Below are 15,281 nucleotides of genomic sequence, written 5' to 3'. Positions count from 1 at the left end.
AGCCGACCCTGCCGGGGGCAGAGCAATCGCGAGTGCGCAGGGTGCTGGTTTCGTCGTACGGCCGGCGGTTCTGCTGGATTCTGCCGTTACCGGCTTGCAGGACATCGCAATGGCGTCACCCATGGGTTTCGTGGTGCGGCCCCTGACCTCGTTTGCGGTGCCCCTTCCCACATCTGCCGTTCGCGGCGCGAGGGGCTGCGCCGTTTCGGCTGTGGCTGGTTTCGTGGTTTTGTCTCGGAGGCGCGCGCCGTGATGTGCACGCGTGACCTTCGCGGACCCATGGTGCCCACCACGAAACCAAGGTCTTTGGTAGCACCTGGATCTTCGCGAAGCGCAGCGCGATGCGCCGACGGATGCCGTCCGCTCCCCTCCATTCGCGGGAGGGGAATGTCCGTCTCCCTCGCTCTAAGCTGGACCCGGCAATCGGCCGAAGCCGAGCCGGCACAAGCCGGCACTTCCCGCGGAATGCGCGAAGGCATCCCCGCACGCCACATCCATACGACAAGACATCAAGCGACCACCGCCATGGCAGACATCAATACCGCACTTTTTACCGAGCAACAGATCCTGATCAACGATTCGGCCCGCCGCCTGGCGGCCGAGGTGATTGCCCCCACTGCTGCCGCACGCGACCGCGCCTCCGCCTGGCCGCGCGACGAGCTGAAGGTGCTCGGGGAGCTTGGCTTCATGGGAATGCTGATCCCCGAGGCTTACGGCGGGACCGGTGCCGGGTTGCTGGAGTTCTGCCTGGCGCAGCATCAGTTCGCCTCGGTCGATGCCGGCCTGGCCACGATCATGCATGTTCACAACTTCGTCGCCGCGACCATTGCCGCGCATGGCACCGAGGAACAGAAGCAGCAGTACCTGCCAGCCATGGCGAGCGGTGAGTCGATCGGCGCCTTCCTGCTGAGCGAGCCGCACGCCGGGTCTGATACCGCCGCGCTGCGTGCCACCGCCGTGCGTGACGGCGACCACTACGTGCTGAATGGCGCCAAGCAGTTCATCTCGAACGGCAGCGAAGCCGGCGTCGGCATTGCCTTCGTGTTGACGGACAAGGCTGCGGGCAAGAAGGGCGCCAGCACTATCCTCGTCGACCCGAAGCAGTCCGGCTATGTGGTGACCCGCATCGAGGAGAAGCTTGGGCAACACACGGCGCATACCGCACAGATCGCGCTGGAAAACTACCGCGCGCCGGTGGGCGACCTGCTGGGCGCGGAGGGGCAGGGCTATCGCACCGTAATGAGCTCGCTGTCGGACGGCCGCATCGGCATCGCGTTCATCGCGGCCGGCGCGGCGCGCGGTGCGCTGGAAGCTGCGACCGCGTACGCCAGCGAGCGCGAGGCCTACGGCGCGCCGATCAACCAGCTGCAGGGGGTGGCATTCGACCTGGCTGACATGGCGACCCGCGTCGAGACCGCGTTCCAGTACTGCCTGCATGCAGCGCGCCTGGCCGATGCGGGGGTCGACTGCATGCGCGAAGCGGCCATGGCCAAGATGTACGCGAGCGACATCGCCGAAGAGGTTTGTTCGGATGCATTACAGATCCACGGCGGCTATGGCTACCTGACAGACTTCCCGGTGGAGCGCTACCTGCGCGATGTGCGGGTGACCCGGATCTACGAGGGCACCAGCCATATCCAGAAGCTGATCATCTCGCGCAACCTGGGCTGAGCGACCTGCCGGAGGCAGGCGTTTTGAACGCGTTTCGCTTTCAGACCGTTCCCACCCTGGTCGTGGAGTATGGTGTGGCGCGCCGCCTGGGCGCGCTGCTGCGCGAGCCATATCCCGACCTGTCGCGTCTGTGCGTGGTCACCGATGGCTTCCTGCGCCGCGGCGGGCTGATCGATCCTGCGCTGGCCGACCTGAAAGCAAAAGGCTGGCAGGTCACGCTGATCGATGATGTGATCGCCGATCCGCCTGAACAGATCGTGGTTGACGCGGCGAACCGTGCAAGGTCCGCGGGCGTGGAGGTCGTGCTCGGGCTGGGCGGCGGCTCTCGATGGACGTCGCCAAGCTGCTCGCGGTGCTGGTGCCTGGCACGCAGGCGCTGCAAGACATCTACGGCGTGAAGCAGGTCAGGGGCGGGCGCCTGCCGCTGGTGCAGATGCCGACAACGGCCGGAACCGGCTCTGAAGTGACGGCTGTCTCCATCGTCACCACGGCTGACCACCGGCCTGCCGCGCGCAGCCACCGCGGCGACCGGCATCGACGCCATGGTCCATGCGATCGAGGCCTACACCAGCGCACCTGAAGAATCCGGTGTCGGACATGCAGGCGCAGCGGGCGCTGCGCCTGCTGTCGCGCAACCTGCTGCGTGCCTGCGACAACAGGGCGGACCGCGAAGCCATGCTGCTGGGCGCCATGTTCGCCGGCCAGGCGTTCGCCAACGCGCCGGTCGCCGCGGTGCACGCGCTGGCCTATCCCGTCGGCGGCATCTTCCATGTGCCGCATGGCCTCTCCAACGCGCTGGTGCTGCCGCATGTGCTTCGGTTCAATGTGGCCGAAGCCGCAGACCTGTATGCGGACCTGGCGCGCGTCATTCTGCCTGGAGCGAACGGCAATTCGCGGGAACTGGCCGACAGGCTGATCCACCATCTCGAACACATGATCAAGGCGACCGGAGTTCCGCGTCGATTGCGGGATGTGGGCATCAGCGCGGCCGACCTGCCCCGGCTGGCGCAGGATGCGATGCTGCAGACGCGGCTGCTGGTCAACAACCCGAGTCCTGTCACCAAAGCCGACGCGCTGGCAATCTACCAGGCCGCATACTGAGCGCGGAAGCGTATCGGCTGCATCCCGGTCCCGGCGGGTGCGGCTACGCGTCGGCCGGGCTTTCTCAGTCTGGCCCGGCGAGGGCGGACGCCGCCGTCCATACGGCAAACGGTTCATGGGCGGGATGGCGGCGCACCCATTGCGTGGCGCACTGCGTGCATCCGAACCAGCGTCCGCCGGACCGCCGATCCGGTGTGGAACTGGGGGCACGCGCTTGCAGCGCTGCATGCGGCTGAAGGCGCCGGGCATCGCGATGCAGGTCCCGGCAAGCGCCGCACATCGAATCCGGGTCCGGCTGGCAGCCTGCCGCTGGCTGCCGGCCGATCGAGCCAGCGTCCATGACGTCCTGCCTGGCGCTTTGCCAGCGGCGCGCCGTGGTCCAGTAGAGCGCGCGCAGCGCGCGGTCGTTAGTGGTGCAGATGTCCTGTTCGCCGTGCTGGAGATGCCGCAGGCTCAGTGCGCCGACTTCCGCCGCACTGGCAATCCAGATGAGGCGCTTCTGTCCGTGGCTGAAGCTTATCCAATGGTCATACAGCTGCGCGAGGCAAGCGGCGAAGTCGCCCTCGCCACGTCGGGAACTGGCTTGGGCGAGCCGGATGGCATGACGGCTCGTTTCCCGCACCTGGACGATCAGCGCGCGCAGCCGCGGCTGGAGCCGGCTGGACGAGGAGGATCCGGAGCGCGATAGGGCAGCCATGGGGAATTCCGGTGTAAAGGCGCGTCAGCCCGCGGTGCCCGTGCGGGCCTGCGGCACCAGTAGCGGCAACAGCGCCGCGCGCAGCGTATGGAACAGCTGGAGGAATTCACGTGCGTCGCCGGGCAGGGCGCCAGCCGAAAAAAGCTCCGGCACGAGGCCGGAGCGCAAAAAAATCGCGGAGATCAGCGCGAATTCTGTACTGGCCGCTTCGCCGGCACCCGGCCTCTTCCGAAGCGCGTGCCGCAAGACGTCAGCTGTTGTCAGGACACCCGCCTGGGCTGGTCTGTCCAGTATTTCTCGCGCACACTGCGGCGCAGGACTTTGCCGACCGCGCTGACCGGCAGCGCCTCTACCATGGCGACCGTCTTGGGCGCCTTGAAGCGGCCGAGCCGACCCCTGACGTGCTCGATCAGGGCCTCGGCCTCGACCACTGCGCCGGGTCTCAGCACGACTTCCGCGTGCACCGCCTCGCCCCACTTGTCATGCGGAACACCGACCACTGCCGACATGAAGACGTCAGGGTGGGCATTGAGCGATGCTTCTACCTCGACGGCATACACGTTGAATCCGCCGCTGATGATCATGTCCTTCTTGCGGTCGACAATGAACACATAGCCGGCCTGATCGACATAGCCGAGGTCGCCCGACTTCCAGAAGCCGTCTGCGAACTCCGACGCCGTACCTTCCAGGTTGCCGTAGTAGCCGCTGATGGTGCCGCGGCCGCGCAACCAGATCTCGCCCGCGGTGCCGGGCGGGACGTCATTGCCCGCTTCGTCGACGATGCGCATCTCGATGCCGATGGTCGGGCGGCCGGCGGATGCAAGCCGTCCGGTCTCGATGGCCGTCAGGTGATCGGACTGCGTCAGTGTGCAAACCGCCTGTGCGCATTCGGTCGCGCCGTAGAGCTGGAAGAAGATGTTGCCGAAGCGCTGCTGCGCCTGCCCCAGCTTGGCGGGGCTCATCGGCGCGGCCCCGTAGTAGAGGGTGCGCAGGCTGGAAAGATCGTAGTCCGACGCTTCGGGCAGATCCAGCAGCAGATTCACCAGGGTTGGCACCATCAGCGTGGTGGTCACCTTTTCCGCTTCGACATTGCGGCACCAGGCCTTAAGGTCGGCCGCGTTCTGCGTCAGCGTACAGCCGCCGCGAAACAGGGTCGGCAGGAACGACAGGCCGGAGCCGTGGCTGACCGGCGCAATGTGCAGGTATCGCGTGCGGTTGTTTAGCGCCACACTTTGCTCGGGGTCGGCATACATGGTGTCGCGCGCCGCGAGCCAGTTATCAATGGTGTACTGCGCGCATTTGCTGCGGCCCGTCGTACCGCCGGTGAAGCGGTAGATCAGGATGTCGGCGCGCGTGTCGGACTGTACGCCCGGATCGGCGTCCGAAACGCCTTCGAGCAGTTCCCAGAAGTCATGCACGCCTTCGCGCGGCGACGGCGGAGGGTCCATGCACACCACGCTCACGCCGCGCTCGCGCAACATGTCGGCGTAGCGGTCCAGCAGGTAGGTCTCGAGAAAGACGACTTTGGGGCGGATGAACTCGACCTGCGAGCGGTGTTCGTCAAAGGCGTCACGGATGTTGGTATGTGCGACGGCGGCCTCGCCCTTGAAGGCCGTCCAGGCATGCAGGAGCGAGAGGTTGTCGTTTTCCAGGATGCAGAGGGCAACATCACCGCGGCGCAGGCCAAGACGGGTGCGCATCATGTTGACGATGCGGTTGGTCAGCCGGTGCAGCTCGCCGAACGTATGGCGCCGGCCGCGCTCGATGTTGACAAGCGCTTCCTGATCCGCGTACTGCACGGCAACCTGCCCCATGACGCGAGCGAAGTCCATTTTCATTGCTGTCTCCGTGACATTCTTTATGGGTGTCATGCCGGAGAAGTGTAGGAGTGGAGGTTTTCGTCGTTCCCCTCCCTTGAGGAGAGGGGGGCGGCCGGCCGCAACAGCGGTTGAAGCGCCGGCGGTGCGATCCCTCCCCATGTGAGAGGGGCGCCGCCCCGCTCGCCACAGCTAGTCTCTGATCAGTGAATCATCAGCGAACCACAGGCGGTCCGTCGCCGCCTTTCCGGAAATCATGTCTTCTCTTCATACGCGCATCAAGGACGGCCTTCCCGGACCAGTGCCGGCGTGTTCCGTTGAGCCGGGCACTGTCATGCCAGATCCGAAGTCCCTGCCAACCCCCATGGATTGCCTGCTGTACTGGGAGCGGCAGTCGCCGTTCGCGGTGTACCTCACCCAGCCCCAGCCGGATGGCACGGTGGTGGACTACCGCTGGTGCGAGGTGGCGGACGAAGCCAGGCGCATGGCCTCGCATCTGCTGGCGCTGGGCCTGCCGGCCAAATCGACGATTGCCATCCTCGGGCAGAACAGTGCGCACTGGATCATCGCCGACCTGGCGATCTGGATGGCTGGCCATGTCAGCGTGACCGTGTGCCCGGACGCGGACAGGCGCGGCGTGGCCTACGCGCTGGGCCATAGCGAGGCACGGCTGGTGTTCGTCGGCCGCCCGTTTGAAAACGCCGCGCACTGGCGCGACACCGAAGCGGCGGTGCCGCAGGACATCCCGGTCATCCGCCTGCCTCAGGCCGAACCGGGGCGGGGTGAGGCGTGGTATGCAATCGTCGCAGCCACGCCGCGGCTGCGGACCGTCGCGCTGCCGGACCCAGGCGCACTGGCCACGATTCTCTACGTGCCGGGCAGCACCGGCCGACTCAAAGGGGTGATGCACCGCTTTCGCACCCTGTGCGAGGCGCCGCGCGCGCTCAATGACCTGCTGCCGCCGCAGCATCGGCGTACGTCGGCCGACCGCCTGCTGGCCTATCTGCCGCTCGCGCAGTGTGCCGGCAGGCTGGTCGTGGAATGTGCGTCGCTGTATTTTGGCTACCGTGTGTTCTTCTACGAGCGGTCCGACACCATCCTGCCGGACCTGCGCCGGGCAAGACCAACCCTCTTCCACGCCATACCCCGCGCCTGGGCGCTGTGCGACTTGCCCTTCAGCCCGTATGTGTCACTGCGCCTGCATCGCTGGCTGCTCGCCGTGCCCGGCGTGTCGCGCGGCGTGAGGTGGCTGCAACGCCGCCGCATCGGGCTGGACCAGGCGCGGGTCGCCTTTGCGGCCGGCGGGCCGGTGCCACACGAGGTACGGACCTGGTACCGCGTCGCCGGACTGGAGCTGATCCTTGGCTATGGCCTGCCGGAGAACTTCGGCTATTCGCACCTCAGCCTCCCCGGGCAGGGGCGCGAAGGCTATGTCGGCCGTTGCAATCCGGGGGTGGAATGCCGCATTGCCGGCAACGGAGAGGTCCTGGTCAAGAGCCCCGGCCAGATGATGGGCTACTACAAGGCCCGCGAGAAGACCGCAGACAGCCTGACGCCGGACGGCTTCTTCAAGACCAGGGACCAAGGCGAGATGGACGCGCTGGGCCGCTTGCGGCTGCGCCGTCGCCGCCATGTCCTGGCCGGGTAGTTGCCACGCGCCCCGAGGCACCGCGGACGCACACGGATGCACCGCCCCTGCAAAAAGGGGAGGGGATGAAAGTGGGCCTGTGTCCCTAAGATGGCTCCGCAAGGCACAAAGCGCCGAGGCGACCGGAAGAACCCGGCGCTGGCGACGGCGCAGCGAAATTTGAGATCGGCAGGACAGCGATGATGGCGCTGCGTCCGCCGCAAAGGACATAGGATGGACTTCGATCTGACTTCGGAACAACAACTGCTGCAGGACAGCGTGCGCCGCTTCATCGACAGGGCGTACACGTTCGAAGCGCGCGCCGCCTTGCTGAAGGGTGGCCGGAACGGCAGCGCCGGCAACTGGAGCCTGTTCGCCGAGAACGGCTGGCTGATGGCCGCGCTGCCGGAGGCTTATGACGGCTTGGGCGGCACGCTGATGGAGACTGCGATCATCGCCCAGCAGATGGGGCGTGGACTGGTCATCGAGCCTTACCTCGGCTGCGCCGTCCTGGCGGCCCAGACCGTGGTGGCCGGCGGCACCGCGGCGCAAAAGGAAGCCCTGCTGCCAATGCTCGCCGCCGGCTCGCTGCGCATCGCGCTGGCCTACAGCGAACCCGCGTCGCGCGGTTTGCCGGAGCCGGCGTCCCTGCGCGCAGAGCGCGATGGCGACCATTATGTGCTGCACGGCACCAAGTCGTTGGTGCTGGGCGCGGTCGGCGCCCACGCGTTCATCGTTTCCGCGCTGGTGCCAGGCACGCAGGGAATCACGCTGCTGCTGGTCGAGGCCGGCACCCCGGGCCTGCACCGCCGGGCCTTGCCGCTGCACGACGGCAGCTGGGTCGAGGAATTGACACTCGACGGCGTGCGGGTGGCGGCGCAAGCCGTGCTGGGCGAGCCGGGCCGGGGGCTTGCCGCCCTGCGCGCCGGACTGGCGAGCGGCACCGTCGCCCTTTGCGCAGAGCTCATCGGCGTCATGGAGAAGACCATCGAGCTCACCGCCGAATACCTGAAGACCCGTCAGCAGTTCGGCGTGCCGATCGGGTCCTTCCAGGCGTTGCAGCACCGCATCGCTGACATGGCCGCCGAGATGGAAGTGGCCCGCTCGATGCTGCACGCGGCCCTGGCATCGCTGACCAATGACGATGCCGCGACGCAGCAGCAGGTGCTGTCGGCCGCCAAGATGCTGATCGGCCGCGCGGCGAAGTTTGTCTGCGGCCAGGGCATCCAGTTGCATGGCGGCATCGGCATGACCGAGGAATACACGGTCGGCCACTACTACAAGCGCGCCGTGGTGGCGGACCTGCTGCTGGGCAGCAGCGACAGCCATGAAGCCGCCTGCGCGGCGGCGCTGCAAGCGGGGCTGCGTGCCCCAGCGGGCTGAGGCGAGCCCAAATAGTCGGCACCCGCCCATTCATACATTCACTACGAGCGAGACAACATGAAGACCTACGAAACCGTGGCCCAACTCCAATCCCTGGTGGGAGAGGTTGTCGGTACCAGCGACTGGACCCTCATCGACCAGCAGCGCATCAACACCTTCGCTGATGCGACAGGTGACCATCAGTGGATTCATGTCGACCCGGAGCGCGCGGCCAGCGGCCCGTTCGGCGCGCCGATCGCGCATGGCTTCCTGACCCTGAGCCTGCTGCCGACCTTCTTCCAGCAGGCGCTTGAAATCCAGAACGTCAAGATGGGCGTGAACTATGGGATGAACAAGGTGCGGTTCCTGAAGCCGGTGCCGGTCAACAGCCGCCTGCGTGCCCGGTTCAAGCTGGCAGCTTTCGAACCGCTAGACAACAACGGTACGCAGCTCACCTTTGAGATGGCAGTCGAAATCGAAGGCTCCGACAAGCCGGTGTGCGTGGCCGATTCGATCATGCGCATATTCGCCTGATTTGGCAAAGAGACAGCAAAGGAGAGTCAGACAATGAGCGATACCACCACCGTGCTCCTGAGCGAGCAGGAAGCCATGATCCGCGATGCCGCCCGCAAGGTGGCGCAGGAAGTCGTTGCCGTGACGGCCGCCGAACGCGATCGCAGCGCTGCCTGGCCGCGCAGCGAACTGAAGGCAGTAGCCGAACTGGGCTTCCTCGGCATGCACGTGCCGGAGGAATACGGCGGCTCGGCCGCAACATTCCCGGAGTACTGCCTCGCCATCGAGGAATTCGCTGCCGCCGATGCCGGCTTTGCCACCATCCTGCACGTCCACAACGGCCTGGCGGGTGCGGTCGCCCACGCCGGCACGCAAGCGCAGAAGCGCAAGTATCTGCCGGGCATGGCGTCTGGCGAGACCATCGTCGCCGGCTTGCTGACGGAGCCGCAGGCAGGATCCGATACCGGTGCCTTCCGCACCACCGCGCGGCGCGACGGCGACCACTACGTGCTGAACGGCAGCAAGCAGTTCATCTCCAACGGCAATGAAGCGGGCGTCGGCATCGCCATTGCTGCCATCACCGAAACCCCGGAAGGAAAAAAGGGCCCAAGCCTTTTCATCGTCGATCCGCGCGCGCCAGGCTACAACGTCACCCGCATCGAGGAAAAGCTCGGCCAGCGTTCAGCCCACGTCGCCGCCATCCAGCTCGATGACCACCGCGTACCGGCAGAGAACCTGATCGGCGAGGAAGGTGCCGGCTACAAGCGCGTGATGGGCATGCTGTCCGAAGGCCGTATCGGCATTGCCGCCGTGGCCTGCGGCGTGGCCCGCGCCGCGCTGGAGGCGGCCGTGAAGTACGCGAAGGAACGTGAAGCGTATGGCGGGCCGATCATCAACCTGCAGGGCGTCGCCTTCGACCTGGCCGACATGGCCACGCAGGTCGATGTGGCGCACCAGTACATGCTGCATGCTGCCCGCCTGCAGGCCGCTGGCATTCCTTGCGGGAAGGAGGCTTCGATCGCCAAGCTGTTCGCCAGCGAGATCGCGGAGAAGGTGTGCTCGGGCGCCATTCAGATCCATGGCGGCTATGGCTACCTGACCGACTTCCCGGTCGAGCGCTATTACCGCGATGCCCGCGTGACCAAGATCTACGAGGGCACCAGCCACATCCAGAAGGTCATCATCTCGCGCAGCCTTGCGGGGCGCTGAACGGCTGAAACTGCTGACAAAGTCAACACTGTGAATATTGTCTCCCCTGTCCCGCACGCGGGGAAGGGGAGACAACAATCTGGCATTCCAGCTTTGTCAGCAACCAAGGGGCCAGCCACCGGCTGGCCCTTCCTTTTTCTACCGACCTACTTCAGCAGCCCGCGCTGGCGTGCCAACGCGATCGCGTCGTAGCGGCTCGACACACCGAGCTTGGCCAGGATGTTCTTGACGTTCCACTTCACCGTGCCGAAGGTGATGTTGAGCGTCAGCGCGATCCGCTTGTTCGACATCGCCTCCGCGATCAGGGAGAGGATCTCCAGTTCGCGCGGCGTCAGGGGACCGCGCTCGGCATCCGGGGCCATGCGGGCGCCGGCACTCGCTGCCGCGCCCACGGGCGCCACGTCCGGCCGTGCGGTGCCCGGCGTCATCCTCGCCAGCGAGTCCGCGAGGTAACGAGCCACTGGCGCTGGCAGGCTGTCGTCTTTCTGCAGGCGGGCCAGCAATCTGGCCGTCTGCGCCTTCGTGTCGAGCAGCGTGCGCACGAGCCCGAGCTTCGCGGCGAGCGTCACCGCCTCCGTCAGGCAGCGCGTCGCCTCGGCGTCCTGCTGCAAACCGTCATGCGCCACGGCGGCCAGCAGGTTGGCCCGGACCACCGTCGGGGCGCGCCCGTACTGTTCGCCAAAGGCCCGCACCTCGGCCAGCGCCTCCAGCGCCACGCGGTGGTTGGAGTCGGCCTGCGCCAGCTGCGCGCGCACCAGCGCCGCGATGGCGCGTATATGGGCAAAGGCGCCGGTGGCGTGCTCGTGGACCTTGCGCAGCCCTTCCAGCCGTGCCGCCAGTTCGGCCGCGCGGCGCTGTTCGCCAATGGTCAGCAGGATATCGACCTGTTCGGCGAGCATGTGGGCGACGGCCCGGTCCAGCCCGAGGATGTGAAAATGCGACGCCTGCGCTTCGAGGAAGGACAGGGCAGTTTCTGGAACGTCTTGCAAGAAGTCGAGACGTGCGCGGCAGAGGGATGATTGCATCATGACGTCCGGCCACGACGACTGCATCATGCCGGCCCGGTTGGCCAGCGCCTCGCGGGCGTCGTCGATGCGGTCCAGTTCGTAGCAGGCAGAGGCCAGTGTTGCGGCGCACAGATTTGCTGGCAACGAGGCACGGCCATAGACCGCTTCGGCCCGGGCTAGGATGCTCGCGCCGAGACGCTCGGCTTCCCTGACGTCGCCTTCGACGAGACAGGTCTGCGCGCGAAGGCTCTCGAAGACCATCGCCATGTCGTTGTCGCGGTCTTCAGGGGGGATCGGGTTCGCGTCGAATAGCCGGCGCGCGTCGTCGTGCCGTCCGACCGCGAGATAGGCGACCACCAGCCCCGCCAGGCATACGTAGCGCAGCGATGCGTTCTCCATGGGCGCGCTGCAGAGCGGTTCCAGCACCTCGATGACACGCCGCATGTCGTCGCGCTGCACGGCGACGGAAGAATCGATGATGGCGAACTTGGACGACAGGGCCGGGATCCTCGCGGCGTCCGTGCGGCGAATCTGTTCAAGCCAGCGTTCGGCCTTGTCGGCCCGGCCGGTGAAGGCATGGGTCAGACAGCCCAGGAAAAAAAGGCGCGGATGCGAGAACAGCGTTTCCTGCGGCAGGCGGTCGAGCATGTGCAGCAGAGGGCCGATATAGGACATGCTCCAGGTCGACCGGGTGGCGGCCTGCTCCATGGCGTCGGCAGCGAAGTCGAGATCCCCGCCGAGGCTGGCGTGGCGCACTGCCTCCACCAGCAGGTCGTGCGCAGCAAACCAGCGGCTGGCGCGGCGATGGACGGTCTGCACGGCGTCGTTGCCTTGCTCCGCAAGGCGCTGGGCGAGGAACTCGCCGAACAGCGGGTGGAAGCGGTACCACGGCGAGGGGTCATCGGTCTCGACGCGATAGATCAGCAGGTTCTCGTCCCCGGCGCGCTTGATGAGGTCGGCGGCTTCGGCATTCTCCGTGACGGCTTCGGCCAGGCCGGCATTGAAACGCCGGAACACCGACAGCTTCTCCATGAACGACGTCAGCGCCGGCGGCAGGTAGGCCACCACATCTTCGGCCAGGTAGGACTGCAGGTCGGCCGACTTCCACAGCAGCGAGCGCAGGTTGGCGCGTTTGGCGGGCCGGATGCGCAGCATCGTGGCGACCGGCTGCAGGCTCGCCGGCCAGCCGTTGGTGAGGTCATGGATCAGGCGCACTTCGTCGGCGGTCAGCTTCAGCGTGCTGAGGTTCTGGTCGAAGAAGCCACGCGTCTCTTCCAGATCGAACGGCAGTTCCGCGAAGTCGATTTCCGATACCTGGCCCTGCATGCGCAGGCGACCGAGGCTAAGCGGCGGCACGGTGCGCGAGGCGATCACGATATGCAGGTTGGCCGGGCAATGGTCGAGCAGCCTCTGCATCAGCCGGTGCGCGGCGGGGGCCTCCACGTGCTGGTAGTCGTCGATGAGCAGGTAGAGTTCGCGGTCAATCTCCTCCACGGCGCTGGTCGCCACCGCCACCAGGGCTTCCATGGACTGATCGCTGCCGGCGGCATCCGGCACGACGTCGTCCGCGCGCATGCCCAGACGCTGGAAGGCCGCCAGCAGGTAGGTACAGAAACTGGAGAACTGCCTGTCGTCATGGCTGAGCGACAGCCATGTGACGTCGATGCCCGTCTTCATCAACTCCTGCCGCCATTGCGCCAGCAGGATGGTCTTGCCGAAGCCGGCGCCACCGGTGATGAGCGTGGCCGCGCAGTACTTCGTGTCGCGCAGACGGGTCAGCAGATGTTCACGCGGAATGTGGCGGGGGCTGATGCGGGGCGGGGAGAACTTCGTCGCCACCAGGAGGTTGTCGGGATTCATCGCGGATGCTTGTTTGGATGGATTCGCCATTGACGCGGGCGTCGATGTACCGGCCCGGGGCAGCGTGCCGGCACATTATGGCGCTTCACGTCTCGATTTGGATAGTAGTGGTGTTACTGGAAACGCGTCCCGGCAACGTGCGATATCCGGCACAAGGCGCGCGTCCGGGCCGCGCAGTCCGTCCACGTCCGCAAGGGGAGGGGCGGGCAGGCGTCCCCCTGACGTACCTTGGCATCCAGCAAGAAACGCTGTCTGCGTTCAGATATTGGATCAAGGAGAAGACATGAGCGAATCCGTTTCATTTTCGGTGAAGGGCCAGGTTGGCTGGATAACTCTGACGCGCCCGGAAGCGCGCAACGCAATCAGCAAAGACATGGCGCTGGCCATGACCGTGCAGCTGCGTGCCTGGCAGCAGGACGACCAGGTGCGCGTGGTGGCGGTGACCGCTACGGGCTCCGCTTTCTGCGCCGGTGCCGACCTGAAGGCATCCGGCACCCCGGGGCCCGGTGAGCCGGATCTGCTCGACACGCTCGTTGCATTCTTCGACACGCTGCGCGCCTTCCCGAAGCCCACGATCGCCGCCGTGAACGGCCTGGCAGTGGCCGGCGGCCTGGAGACAGTGCTGGCCTGCGACTTCGTGATCGCCGCGCAGAGCGCGCGCTTTGGCGATGCTCACTCCAACTTCGGCGTGTTCCCTGGCGGCGGCGGCGCAGCCGTCCTGTCGCGCAAGATTCCGCAGAACATTGCCAAGTACCTGCTGTATACCGGTGAGTCACTGCCGGCCGCCGACATGAAGCAATACGGCCTTGTCGCCGAAGTGGTGGCCGACGAGGAACTGTTAGCCCGCGTGCAGGCCATCGGCGACAAGCTGGCGAAGAAGAGCCCGCTGGTGCTGCGCAAGATGAAGAAAGTGGCCGACGAAGCCGCGGACAAGCCCCTGGCCGACGCGCTGCGCCACGAACTGCTGGAGCTGCGCAACCACCAGCGTTCATACGACATTGCCGAGGGCCTGCGCGCCTTTGCCGAGAAGCGCACGCCTGAGTTCAAGGGCTATTGATCGACGACTGCACAGGAGCAAAGACATATGGAAAACATCTACATCGTTGGCGTCGGCATGACGCCGTTCGGCCGCCACGCGGAAAAGACCGTCAAGCAGCTCACCGCCTGGGCCGTGGAAGACGCGCTTAAGGACGCCGGCTGCGACCGCAAGTGGGTGCAGGCTGCGTTCTACGGCAACTGTACGCAAGGCCATTTCGACGGCCAGCACATGATCCGTGGCCAGGTGGCGCTGCTGCCGCTGGGTTTCGACAGCATCCCCATCTTCAACCTGGAAGGCGCCTGTGCCTCGTCGAGCCACGCCTTCAACCTGGCCGTGACGCAGTTGCGCGCCGGCGCGGCTGATGTGGCCATTGCCGTCGGGGCCGAGAAGATGTTCTACAGCGACAAGGCCAAGATGTTCTCGGCCTTCGAGTCGGCCTGGGATATCGAGACCTTCGAGGACAACAAGGACTACCTGGCGGAGATGGGCAAGAGCATCGTGCCGCCGCCGGGTTCGCAGTCGCCAAAACCCTACAGCCCGTTCATGGACGTGTACGCGGCGCTGGGCCGTGGCGGCCTGATGGAGCGCTTCGGCATTACGCAGCGCCAGCTGGCCGCCGTGTCGTCGAAGAACCACGGGCACTCGGTGCACAACGAGCGCTCGCAGTACCGCAACCCGATCAGCATCGAGGAAGTGCTGGCCGCACCACCCATCACGTATCCGATCACGCTGCCGATGTGCTCGCCGATCTCCGACGGCGCTGCTGCCACCATCATCTGCACGGAGTCGGCGCTGAAGAAGTACGGCTTCGACCGCAAGCGCGCCGTCAAGGTGCTGGCGAGCGTGGTGCGTTCGGCCTCGGCGCGCGCGGCCAACGATTTCGACAAGGGCTGCACGCATCTGGCCGGCAAGGCGGCGTTCGAGCAGGCCGGCATCTCGCCGAAGGACGTCGACGTGGCCGAAATCCATGACGCAACCGCCATTGGCGAGCTGCTGTCGATGGAGTCGCTGGGCCTGTGCGAACCGGGCGCGAGCGGCGAGATGGCCGAGCGTGGCGAGACCACGCTGGGCGGCAAGCTGCCGATCAATCCGTCTGGCGGCCTGGAATCGAAGGGCCACCCGATCGGCGCCACCGGCATCGGCCAGATCTTCGAACTGGTGGAGCAGCTACGCGGCGAGTGCGGCAAGCGCCAGGTGGAAGGCGCGCGCATTGCCCTGCAGGGCAATGGCGGCGGCCTGTGGCGCGTCGAGGAGTCGACCGAACACGTTGGCATCTTCGGGATCGCCTGAGCGGACGGCGCAAGTTCACCACCAAAAGTGAGGCACGAGGCGCTACGAAACCGGGCAACTCCCGGGTAGTGCCCTGGTGTGTGGGCGC

At 66.3% G+C, this 15,281-nt stretch carries 11 protein-coding genes and 2 pseudogenes; 9 read left to right on the top strand and 4 right to left on the bottom strand.

The features are described from left to right. Positions 1 to 525 precede the first annotated feature (525 nt). The 3 genes and pseudogenes from CF70_RS05920 to CF70_RS39160 form a co-directional block, all read left to right on the top strand. Positions 526 to 1,671: an acyl-CoA dehydrogenase family protein gene (locus CF70_RS05920; RefSeq protein WP_035861779.1), complete on the top strand. Its 1,146-nt coding sequence runs from the start codon at positions 526 to 528 to the stop codon at positions 1,669 to 1,671. A 23-nt stretch (positions 1,672 to 1,694) separates the two neighbouring features. Next, positions 1,695 to 2,533 (top strand): annotated as a pseudogene (locus CF70_RS38870) (iron-containing alcohol dehydrogenase); the annotation flags it as partial. A 74-nt stretch (positions 2,534 to 2,607) separates the two neighbouring features. Then, positions 2,608 to 2,772, top strand: a pseudogene (locus CF70_RS39160) (alcohol dehydrogenase); the annotation flags it as partial. 64 nt (positions 2,773 to 2,836) lie between these two features. On the opposite strand, the gene CF70_RS05910 reads toward CF70_RS39160, so the two are convergent. From CF70_RS05910 to CF70_RS05900, 3 genes are read right to left on the bottom strand one after another with little or no spacing between them, the layout of a single operon-like run. After that, complete coding sequence (locus tag CF70_RS05910) at positions 2,837 to 3,469, bottom strand: hypothetical protein (protein WP_035861711.1); 633 nt, start codon at positions 3,467 to 3,469, stop codon at positions 2,837 to 2,839. Between the two features lie 24 nt (positions 3,470 to 3,493). After that, on the bottom strand, positions 3,494 to 3,715 hold the full coding sequence (locus CF70_RS05905) for a hypothetical protein (RefSeq protein ID WP_035861706.1): 222 nt from the start codon (positions 3,713 to 3,715) through the stop codon (positions 3,494 to 3,496). Between the two features lie 14 nt (positions 3,716 to 3,729). Next, on the bottom strand, positions 3,730 to 5,307 hold the full coding sequence (locus CF70_RS05900; protein WP_035861704.1) for an AMP-binding protein: 1,578 nt from the start codon (positions 5,305 to 5,307) through the stop codon (positions 3,730 to 3,732). Positions 5,308 to 5,620: 313 nt separating this feature from the next. Between CF70_RS05900 and CF70_RS05895 the strand changes: the two genes are divergently transcribed. The 4 genes from CF70_RS05895 (at position 5,621) to CF70_RS05880 (ending at position 9,997) form a co-directional block, all read left to right on the top strand. Continuing rightward, complete coding sequence (locus tag CF70_RS05895) at positions 5,621 to 6,934, top strand: AMP-binding protein (protein WP_160172232.1); 1,314 nt, start codon at positions 5,621 to 5,623, stop codon at positions 6,932 to 6,934. Between the two features lie 213 nt (positions 6,935 to 7,147). Beyond that, entirely contained in the window at positions 7,148 to 8,296 is a 1,149-nt protein-coding gene (locus CF70_RS05890) for an acyl-CoA dehydrogenase family protein (protein ID WP_035861700.1), read from the top strand. A 57-nt stretch (positions 8,297 to 8,353) separates the two neighbouring features. Continuing rightward, positions 8,354 to 8,809 (top strand): MaoC family dehydratase, encoded by a 456-nt coding sequence (locus CF70_RS05885; RefSeq protein WP_035861697.1) that lies wholly within the window; start codon positions 8,354 to 8,356, stop codon positions 8,807 to 8,809. A 51-nt stretch (positions 8,810 to 8,860) separates the two neighbouring features. Further along, positions 8,861 to 9,997, top strand: coding sequence for an acyl-CoA dehydrogenase family protein (locus CF70_RS05880; RefSeq protein ID WP_200876701.1), 1,137 nt, complete (start codon positions 8,861 to 8,863; stop codon positions 9,995 to 9,997). Positions 9,998 to 10,143: 146 nt separating this feature from the next. On the opposite strand, the gene CF70_RS38670 is transcribed toward CF70_RS05880, so the two are convergent. Continuing rightward, positions 10,144 to 12,864 carry a LuxR C-terminal-related transcriptional regulator gene (locus CF70_RS38670; protein ID WP_035861691.1) on the bottom strand — a complete coding sequence of 907 codons (2,721 nt, stop codon included), beginning with the start codon at positions 12,862 to 12,864 and terminating at the stop codon, positions 10,144 to 10,146. Positions 12,865 to 13,147: 283 nt separating this feature from the next. Between CF70_RS38670 and CF70_RS05870 the strand changes: the two genes are divergently transcribed. After that, positions 13,148 to 13,921 (top strand): enoyl-CoA hydratase/isomerase family protein, encoded by a 774-nt coding sequence (locus CF70_RS05870; protein WP_035861688.1) that lies wholly within the window; start codon positions 13,148 to 13,150, stop codon positions 13,919 to 13,921. A gap of 27 nt (positions 13,922 to 13,948) precedes the next feature. Then, positions 13,949 to 15,193: a thiolase family protein gene (locus CF70_RS05865; protein ID WP_035861685.1), complete on the top strand. Its 1,245-nt coding sequence runs from the start codon at positions 13,949 to 13,951 to the stop codon at positions 15,191 to 15,193. Positions 15,194 to 15,281 lie beyond the last annotated feature (88 nt).

It is taken from the genome of Cupriavidus sp. SK-3 (assembly GCF_000611145.1).
GTDB lineage: Bacteria > Pseudomonadota > Gammaproteobacteria > Burkholderiales > Burkholderiaceae > Cupriavidus.
This window is presented reverse-complemented; position numbering and strand designations above follow the sequence as displayed.